Origin of the sequence: Pseudomonas sp. NPDC089396, from assembly GCF_044749545.1 — a bacterium.
GTDB lineage: Bacteria > Pseudomonadota > Gammaproteobacteria > Pseudomonadales > Pseudomonadaceae > Aquipseudomonas.
The window spans coordinates 12,401-20,477 of record NZ_JBIVIC010000010.1 but is presented as its reverse complement, the minus strand read 5'-3'; the positions used below and the strand labels follow the sequence as shown (position 1 = coordinate 20,477).

Genomic DNA, 8,077 nt, shown 5'->3' with positions numbered 1-8,077 from the left:
TCATTATCATTCTGAATAGTTTGTCGCACGTCGTAGGAAGCTTCCCCGCCAGGGGTGCTCCCTTTCCCTTCCGAGACAAGGTGATTTCCATGGCGGAACAGCTATCCACAAGTAAGTGCGATTCACCATTACTCCAGGCGTTCGTCGACAACCGCAGCATTCTGGTCAAGATCGCGGCACGCATCACCGGTTGCCGCTCGCGCGCCGAAGACGTGGTGCAGGACGCCTTCTTCCGGCTCGGTTCCGCCCCCCACATCACCTCGTCGTTCAAGGCCCAGCTCAGCTACCTGTTCCAGATCGTGCGCAACCTGGCCATCGATCACTACCGCAAGCAGGCGATGGAGCTGAAGTACTCCGGCAGTGAGGAGGAAGGCCTCAACGTCGTCGTGCTCAACGCCTCGCCGGAGGCCACCCATATCAATCTTGCCGCCTTGGAGCACATTGCCGAGGCGCTCAACGAACTGCCCCCGCGCACCCGCTATGCGTTCGAGATGTACCGCCTGCATGGCGTGCCGCAGAAGGACATCGCCAAGGAGCTGGGGGTGTCGCCGACCTTGGTCAACTTCATGATTCGCGATGCGCTGGTGCATTGCCGCAAGACCGCTAACCGGCAAGGCTGAGGTTCGGCGTCGCCTTCATCGCCGGCAAGCCGGCTCCCACAGGGATTGCACCGTTCTTGAGGCCTGTGCAGTACCTGTGGGAGCCGGCTTGCCGGCGATGAAGGCGACCCGGTTTCAAGCCAGCTTGCAACGCTCGAAGAACCGCTCCCGCCCCAGAATCATCAGCGCTGCCCGCTTGTGCGGGAAATCGAACGCTTTCTCGCAATGGAAGCACTGGTCGTGCATGTAGCCGATCATCTTGCCATTGTCGGCACGCGGCTCGGCCACCACCCGCTGGGTGCGCGGGTCATCGAGGAACAGGTAGTGCACCAGCGCCGACAGCCAGCTGGCGACCTTGTGCGGCCCGCGGTGGTTCTCCTCGCCCACCAGCATGTGCACGCCACGGTCGTAGTCGTCGGCCGTGTAGAACGGTGCAATGCGGTCTTCCTTGGCCCAGTAGGCCTCGAAGTAGGCGAACGGCTGGTCGTCGAAGCTGCCGATCAGGGTCAGGGTGTGCGGGTCGGCTTCGAGCTTGGCCAGATACTCCCTGTGCTGCTCCAGCGAGCCGCCCTCCTGCCAGAACTTCTCCACCCGCGGGTTGTTCTGCCAGCGGTTGAATCGCGCCAGGTCCTGGTCGATTTCCAGCGTCCGCAACGACACCCAGCTGCCCAGCCGGGCATCGAAACGGCGATAGACCTCGCCACGCGGCTTGGGCGCCCGGCGGGGGTGGCGCTTGCCATCGCTCAGCTGCATCTGCTGTGGGTAGGCGGCGGTCGACGCCTGACTCAGCCAGGGATGCGGCAACTGCCAGAACAGCGTGCGCTCGCACCGGTACACGCCTGGCCTCTCGCCCATCACCAGCAGCCCGCTGGCCAGCGCCTCGGGTTGCGGCTGCGGCAGGTGCCAGGTCAGGCGCTGGCAGGCGGGGTCGCGTGACAGCAGCCAGTAGCAGGCGGTCCACAACGCTTGCTGGGGGCGCTCGGGGCAAAGGCTTTCAATATGGACCTCAAGGGTTTCGCCCGGCACCAGGCGCACCTGGATCAGGGGACGGTCCTCCAGCGTCAGGCTCAGCCAGCGGTCGCCTTGGTCGGCGCTGAGGCTGTGCCAGCGAGGCAGTGACAACGGCTGCGAAGCGGCATCGAACGGCATGGTCTTGGCTCACGGTGAGTGAAAGAAAGGCTCACGGATGAAAACGTGGCCGCGACCTTGGAATTTACTCGGCGGGCGCCGCGACGGTGATCCGATAGGGTTGGAAGATCCGCGTCAGTTCGCCGGTCTCGCGCAGGTAGCGCAGCAGCGCGGAGAACTGCTCGGCGCTGATGGGAGCGCCTGGGCGCAGCAAGGCGTAGTGGTGATAGACCTGGTCGATACGCTCGGACGCCATCAGCGTGTCCAGGCTGGTGGGGTTGCGCACCAGGAAATCGCTGAGGTAGGAGCGCGTGACCAAGGCGATGTCGGCGCGCCCGGCCTGGACCATCAGCAGGTTGCTGTCATGGGAATAGGTCAGGGTCGCGTTGTAGGTCGCGCGCAGGTGGTCAGGGTCGGGGTCGAAACGGGCGAAGGCGTAGTGATAGCCATTGAACAGCGCCAGGCGCTTGCCCTGCAGGTCATCGAAGTAGTGCTGGTCACGGCCGACGACCTTTTTCGCGACGAACACCTCGGCATCTTCCAGGCCCATGTCCACGGTCTGGTGCGGGATCTGCTGCCAACCCCAGGTAGGGTTCTCGAAGATCGCCATGTCGGTACGGCCTTGCTGCAAATCGCCGAAGCGCCGCTGAATGGACGTGGGCACCAGCACAAAGCGGTAATCCGGCTGCAAGTCGTTCAAGGCCTGGACCAGTTGCGGCAACAGCCCGGTGTCAGCACCCTGCTCCGGGCGCACGGTATAGGGCGGGAAATGTGCGGCACCGATTTTCACTTCGATGGCGTCGACAGCCCATGTCGGTGCCGCCAGCCAGGCAACGGCCAACAGCAACAGGGTGGCAAAAACCTTCAGGCCGGGTGCAGGAGTCAAGACGGGCACTCATCACGGTTCATACCTGGTTGCGCTTAAGCTAGGCGTTTTCGAAAAACGGCACAACCGCTGGAAATGCCAAAATGAGGGCATTTTGCCAGAGGGTGCCATGAGGCCGGACATTGGCTACGCTGCTCTAGCATGTATGGCGAGGGAGCCTGGTATGGGCCACTGGTTGGTGATCGACCTGGAAGCCACCACCGATGACGGTGGCTGGCCGGTCACGGAGATGGAAGTCATTGAAATTGGCGCCAGCCTGGTGACCCGCGAGGGCCGCGAGGTGGACCATTTCCAGCGCTTCGTGCGGCCGCGCCGGCGGCCCCAGCTGACGCCGTTCTGCCGCCAGCTGACCAAAATCAGCCAGGCCAGCGTCGACAGCGCTGCGGCGTTTCCGGACGTGTGGGCGCGCTTCGAGCGCTGGCTGGGGCACCATCGCGGGCAGTTGCAGGCCTGGGTCAGTTGGGGTGACTACGACCGCCAGCAACTGTTGCAGGAATGGCAGCAGCATGAGCTCGACAGCCTGTTGCGCAACCTGCCGCACATCAACCTCAAGCAGCGCTTCGCCAAGGCCCGCCACCTGCAACGCCCGACCGGGCTCAACGGTGCCCTGCACCTGGCTGGCATGCACTTTAGCGGCCAGCAGCACCGGGCGCTGGAGGATGCGCGCAATACGGCACGGTTGCTGCCCTTGAGCCTGCCGGGCCTTTGAGGGCGGGGGCGCCTGAAAGCAGATGACGGCGTGAATGGGCTTGGGCATACTGGCCAGCCCTTTTTCATCCCCCTCTCTTTTCAGGAGTCGCCCCATGTTCAAGGTCAACGAGTACTTCGATGGCACCGTCAAGTCGATCGCCTTCGAAGGTGCTGAAGGTCAGGCCACCGTCGGCGTGATGGCCCCGGGCGAATACGAGTTCGGCACTGCCAAGCGTGAAATCATGCACGTGGTTTCCGGTGCGCTGACCGTGAAGCTGCCGGGTAGCGACAACTGGGAAACCTTCAACGCTGGCGACAAGTTCAATGTGGCTGCCGACAGCAAGTTCCAGTTGAAGGTGGCGGTGGATACCGCTTACCTGTGCGAGTACCGCGACTAAGCGGTAGCCTGTACCGGCCTTATCGCCGGCAAGCCGGCTCCCACAGGGATCGCACCGCTTTCGAGGCCTGTGCAGTACCTGTGGGAGCCGGCTTGCCGGCGATGAAGCCAGCGCTATTTCTGCAGGAACCCCGCCACCTTCTCGGCCGCCGCCTGCAAATGCTGCGCATGGCTGAACCCCGACGCCTTCAGCGGCTTCAGGTCATGATCCCCCGCCACCAGCCAGCTCACCTCGATCGACGGTGACAGCGCGTACCCCTGCACCGCCTCCCGATTTCCCAACGCATCCCGCTCGCCCTGGACGATCAACGTCGGCGTCTTCAATTGCGCCAGGTGCTCCACTCGCGGCTTCTCGGGTTTACCCACCGCATAGAACGGATACCCCAGGCACACCAATGCATCGGCACCCAGCTCGTCAGCCAGCAGGCTGGCCATGCGCCCGCCCATGGACTTGCCGCCAATCGCCAGCTTTCCCGTGACCAAAGGTCGCACCTGCCGGTACACCTCGCGCCAGCATTCGAGCAGCACCTTCTGCGGATTGGGCGGCCGTTTGCCGCCCCCGACCCTGCGCTCGGCCATGTAGGGGAACTCGAAGCGCACCACGCCAACCCCAAGCGCCGCCAGCCTTTGCGCCATTTCGTTCATGAATTCGCTGTCCATTGGCGCCCCTGCGCCATGGGCCAGGATCAGGCACCCCGCAGGTGCGCTATGTCCCTGATTCGATGGGGAATCGCAGCGCAAGCCTGGGACATTTCCGATCTTCGCCCATTGATCCCCGTCAATACAGGCACTTTGCCCATTAATCATGCTTGCCTCGCTATAAAGCCTGCCAAATAACCGTGGATGGGAACCCATACATGAACACAACAAGCAGTACCGCCTATAACTACAGGGTGGTCCGCCAATTCGCCATCATGACGGTGGTGTGGGGAATCGTCGGGATGGGGCTCGGCGTCTTCATTGCCGCCCAGCTCGCCTGGCCTTCCCTGAACTTCGACCTCCCCTGGACCAGCTTCGGCCGCCTGCGTCCCCTGCATACCAATGCGGTGATCTTCGCCTTCGGCGGCTGCGCGCTGTTCGCCACCTCCTATTATTCGGTGCAACGTACCTGCCAGACCACCCTGTTCGCACCCAAGCTTGCCGCGTTCACCTTCTGGGGCTGGCAGCTGGTCATCCTGCTGGCAGCCATCACCCTGCCGCTGGGCTACACCAGCTCCAAGGAATACGCCGAGCTGGAATGGCCGATCGACATCCTGATCACCATCGTCTGGGTCTGCTACGCCATCGTGTTCTTCGGCACGATGATGAAGCGCAATACCAAGCACATCTACGTCGGCAACTGGTTCTTCGGCGCCTTCATCCTCACCGTGGCGATGCTGCACATCATCAACAACCTGGAGCTGCCGGTCAGCCTGACCAAGTCGTACTCGGTGTATGCCGGCGCGACCGATGCCATGGTGCAATGGTGGTATGGCCACAACGCGGTGGGCTTCTTCCTGACCGCAGGCTTCCTGGGGATGATGTACTACTACGTGCCCAAGCAGGCCGAGCGCCCGGTGTATTCCTATCGCCTGTCGATCGTCCACTTCTGGGCGCTGATCACCCTGTACATCTGGGCAGGTCCACACCACCTGCACTACACCGCGCTGCCCGACTGGGCGCAGTCGCTGGGCATGGTGATGTCGCTGATCCTGCTGGCGCCGAGCTGGGGCGGCATGATCAACGGCATGATGACCCTGTCCGGTGCCTGGCATAAGTTGCGCAGCGACCCGATCCTGCGCTTCCTGGTCGTGTCCCTGGCGTTCTACGGCATGTCCACCTTCGAAGGCCCGATGATGGCCATCAAGACGGTCAACGCCCTGTCCCACTACACCGACTGGACCATCGGCCACGTACACGCCGGCGCCCTTGGCTGGGTGGCGATGATTTCGATCGGTGCGCTGTACCACACCATCCCGAAAGTGTTCGGCAAAGAGCAGATGCACAGCATCGGCCTGATCAACGCGCACTTCTGGCTGGCGACCATCGGCACCGTGCTGTACATCGCCTCGATGTGGGTCAACGGCATCGCCCAGGGCCTGATGTGGCGGGCGGTGAACAGCGACGGCACGCTCACCTACTCGTTCGTCGAAACCCTGGTGGCCAGCCACCCTGGCTTCATCGTGCGCTTCGTCGGTGGTGCGATCTTCCTCAGCGGCATGTTCCTGATGGCCTGGAACACCTGGCGCACCGTGCGAGCCCCGGCCGCCGTCGCCGCCCCTGCCAACGCGCAACTGGCCTGAGGAGACCTGCCTGATGAAACATGAAGTGATCGAGAAGAACGTCGGCCTGCTGGCCTTGCTGATGGTGTTCGCCGTCAGTATCGGCGGCCTGACCCAGATCGTCCCGCTGTTCTTCCAGGACGTGACCAACAAGCCGGTCGAAGGCATGAAGCCCTACACCGCGCTGCAGCTGGAAGGCCGCGATATCTACATCCGCGAAGGCTGCGTCGGTTGCCACTCGCAGATGATCCGCCCGTTCCGCGCCGAAACCGAGCGTTACGGCCACTACTCGGTGGCCGGTGAAAGCGTGTGGGACCACCCGTTCCTGTGGGGCTCCAAGCGTACCGGCCCGGACCTGGCCCGGGTCGGTGGCCGCTACTCGGACGACTGGCACCGCGCGCACCTGTACAACCCGCGCAACGTGGTGCCGGAGTCGAAGATGCCGTCCTACCCGTGGTTGGTCGCCCAGCAGGTCGACAACAGCCACACCGACACCAAGATGCGCACCCTGCGCACCCTCGGTGTGCCGTACAGCGACGACGACATTGCCGGTGCCCGCGAGGCGGTCAAGGGCAACACCGAGATGGATGCCCTGGTCGCCTACCTGCAGGTGCTGGGCACCTCGATCAAGAACAAGAGGTGAGTGCGATGGAAATGGACATCGGCATGATCCGTGGCCTGGGCACCCTTGTGGTGATGATCGCCTTCATCGGCCTGACGCTGTGGGTGTTCAACCGCCGCCGTGACCGTGATTTCGCCGAAGCGCGCCTGCTGCCCTTCGTCGACGACCGCCTGCCCCCCGCTGGGCAGAAACCTGCTGCCATGACTGCTGCGATGAGGAGTAAAGGGCAATGACCACCTTCTGGAGTACGTACATCAGCGTACTGACCATCGGCAGCCTGATCGGCCTGGCGTGGCTGTTGCTTTCGACCCGCAAGGGCCAGAGCAAGAACACCACCGACCAGACCATGGGGCACAGCTTCGATGGCATCGAGGAATACGACAACCCGCTGCCCAAGTGGTGGTTCTGGTTGTTCGTCGGCACCCTGGTGTTCGGCGCCGGCTACCTGGTGCTCTACCCGGGCCTGGGCAACTGGAAAGGCATGCTGCCCGGTTACGAGAACGGCTGGACCGGCGTCAACGAGTGGCAGAAGGAAATGGACAAGGCCGACGCCAAGTTCGGCCCGATCTTCGCCAAATACGCCGCCATGCCCATCGAGGAAGTGGCCAAGGACCCGCAGGCACTGAAGATGGGCAGCCGCCTGTTCGCGTCCAACTGCTCGGTGTGCCACGGCTCGGACGCCAAAGGTGCCTATGGTTTCCCCAACCTGACCGACAAGGACTGGCGCTGGGGTGGCGAGGCCCAAACCATCAAGGCCTCGATCATGAATGGCCGCCACGGCGTGATGCCGGCCTGGTCTGAAGTGATCGGCGAACAGGGCGTGGCTGATGTGTCCGCCTATGTGCTGACCAACCTCGATGGCCGCAGCCTGCCGGAAGGGATCAAGGCTGACGCGGCGAAGGGCAAGGAGATCTTCGCGGCCAACTGCGTGGCTTGCCACGGACCTGAGGGCAATGGCACCCCGGCCATGGGGGCGCCGAACCTGAACCATCCGCAGGCGTTCATCTATGGGTCGAGCTTCGCCCAGCTGCAGCAGACCATTCGCTATGGCCGCCAGGGGCAGATGCCGGCCCAGGCGGAGATTCAGGGCAATGACAAGGTACATTTGCTGGCAGCTTATGTGTACAGCCTGTCGCAGGAACCTGAAAGCCTGACTGCCAAGTAACATTTCCAGGGCCGCTTTGCGGCCCAATCGCCGGCAAGCCGGCTCCCACAGGGATCGCAGCGCTGCAAATCCTGTGGGAGCCGGCTTGCAGGCGAATGGGCTGCCAAGCAGCCCCCAGCCCTCTCCCGCCCTACTCCCCGCCTTGCACCACCCCCCAACCGAACTAAGCTTGTTGCCTCAGTGGGCTTCGCTGCCAATCCAGCGAAGCAGACGCGGCGCATAGCCTGACGCCGCCCGCAGAAAAAGCTTGACCGATCGATCAGAAAAAGGCGAAAAACGGTACACATTACAAATATTTATTTGTGTACAATCGTCCGCACCTTGTTGCC

The 8,077-nt window shown here is 63.1% G+C and carries 10 protein-coding genes; 7 read left to right on the top strand and 3 right to left on the bottom strand.

The genetic code is table 11. The annotated features are described in order from the left end of the window. The first annotated feature begins 89 nt into the window (after positions 1-89). On the top strand, positions 90-620 hold the full coding sequence (locus ACIPZB_RS19030; RefSeq protein ID WP_008093474.1) for an RNA polymerase factor sigma-70: 531 nt from the start codon (positions 90-92) through the stop codon (positions 618-620). Positions 621-734: 114 nt separating this feature from the next. Here the strand turns inward: ACIPZB_RS19030 and ACIPZB_RS19025 are convergent, their stop codons facing one another. Further along, complete coding sequence (locus ACIPZB_RS19025) at positions 735-1,748, bottom strand: GNAT family N-acetyltransferase (protein WP_400642087.1); 1,014 nt, start codon at positions 1,746-1,748, stop codon at positions 735-737. Between the two features lie 64 nt (positions 1,749-1,812). Next, the gene (locus ACIPZB_RS19020) at positions 1,813-2,613 is read right to left on the bottom strand and encodes a substrate-binding periplasmic protein (RefSeq protein ID WP_400642086.1); all 801 of its coding nucleotides are present in this window, start codon (positions 2,611-2,613) and stop codon (positions 1,813-1,815) included. A gap of 163 nt (positions 2,614-2,776) precedes the next feature. Here ACIPZB_RS19020 and ACIPZB_RS19015 point away from each other — a divergent pair, with 163 nt between their 5' ends. Both ACIPZB_RS19015 and ACIPZB_RS19010 read left to right on the top strand, forming a co-directional pair. Then, a complete protein-coding gene (locus tag ACIPZB_RS19015; RefSeq protein WP_400642085.1) occupies positions 2,777-3,322 on the top strand; it encodes an exonuclease domain-containing protein in 546 nt (181 codons plus the stop codon). Positions 3,323-3,416: 94 nt separating this feature from the next. Then, positions 3,417-3,701 carry a pyrimidine/purine nucleoside phosphorylase gene (locus tag ACIPZB_RS19010; protein ID WP_008093478.1) on the top strand — a complete coding sequence of 95 codons (285 nt, stop codon included), beginning with the start codon at positions 3,417-3,419 and terminating at the stop codon, positions 3,699-3,701. Positions 3,702-3,814: 113 nt separating this feature from the next. Here ACIPZB_RS19010 and ACIPZB_RS19005 read toward each other — a convergent pair whose 3' ends face one another. Further along, positions 3,815-4,507: an alpha/beta family hydrolase gene (locus tag ACIPZB_RS19005; protein WP_400642084.1), complete on the bottom strand. Its 693-nt coding sequence runs from the start codon at positions 4,505-4,507 to the stop codon at positions 3,815-3,817. A gap of 50 nt (positions 4,508-4,557) precedes the next feature. Between ACIPZB_RS19005 and ccoN the strand changes: the two genes are divergently transcribed. Genes ccoN through ccoP form a run of 4 tightly spaced genes read left to right on the top strand, consistent with a single transcriptional unit; the run spans position 4,558 to position 7,748 of the window. Further along, positions 4,558-5,982: a cytochrome-c oxidase, cbb3-type subunit I gene (gene ccoN, locus ACIPZB_RS19000; RefSeq protein ID WP_400642083.1), complete on the top strand. Its 1,425-nt coding sequence runs from the start codon at positions 4,558-4,560 to the stop codon at positions 5,980-5,982. A 13-nt stretch (positions 5,983-5,995) separates the two neighbouring features. After that, the gene (gene ccoO, locus ACIPZB_RS18995) at positions 5,996-6,604 is read left to right on the top strand and encodes a cytochrome-c oxidase, cbb3-type subunit II (protein WP_400642082.1); all 609 of its coding nucleotides are present in this window, start codon (positions 5,996-5,998) and stop codon (positions 6,602-6,604) included. Between the two features lie 5 nt (positions 6,605-6,609). Further along, positions 6,610-6,816, top strand: coding sequence for a cbb3-type cytochrome oxidase subunit 3 (locus tag ACIPZB_RS18990; protein WP_400642081.1), 207 nt, complete (start codon positions 6,610-6,612; stop codon positions 6,814-6,816). Next, a complete protein-coding gene (ccoP, locus tag ACIPZB_RS18985; RefSeq protein ID WP_400642080.1) occupies positions 6,813-7,748 on the top strand; it encodes a cytochrome-c oxidase, cbb3-type subunit III in 936 nt (311 codons plus the stop codon). Before ACIPZB_RS18990 ends, ccoP begins: the two co-directional genes overlap by 4 nt. Positions 7,749-8,077: the final 329 nt, after the last annotated feature.

Bases quoted from the DNA above. Each gene is read 5' to 3' on its own strand.
- ACIPZB_RS19030 (WP_008093474.1), top strand. From the start codon at position 90: ATGGCGGAACAGCTATCCACAAGTAAGTGCGATTCACCATTACTCCAG.
- ACIPZB_RS19025 (WP_400642087.1), bottom strand. From the start codon at position 1,748: ATGCCGTTCGATGCCGCTTCGCAGCCGTTGTCACTGCCTCGCTGGCAC.
- ACIPZB_RS19015 (WP_400642085.1), top strand. From the start codon at position 2,777: ATGGGCCACTGGTTGGTGATCGACCTGGAAGCCACCACCGATGACGGT.
- ACIPZB_RS19010 (WP_008093478.1), top strand. From the start codon at position 3,417: ATGTTCAAGGTCAACGAGTACTTCGATGGCACCGTCAAGTCGATCGCC.
- ACIPZB_RS19005 (WP_400642084.1), bottom strand. From the start codon at position 4,507: ATGATTAATGGGCAAAGTGCCTGTATTGACGGGGATCAATGGGCGAAG.
- ccoN (WP_400642083.1), top strand. From the start codon at position 4,558: ATGAACACAACAAGCAGTACCGCCTATAACTACAGGGTGGTCCGCCAA.
- ccoO (WP_400642082.1), top strand. From the start codon at position 5,996: ATGAAACATGAAGTGATCGAGAAGAACGTCGGCCTGCTGGCCTTGCTG.
- ACIPZB_RS18990 (WP_400642081.1), top strand. From the start codon at position 6,610: ATGGAAATGGACATCGGCATGATCCGTGGCCTGGGCACCCTTGTGGTG.
- ccoP (WP_400642080.1), top strand. From the start codon at position 6,813: ATGACCACCTTCTGGAGTACGTACATCAGCGTACTGACCATCGGCAGC.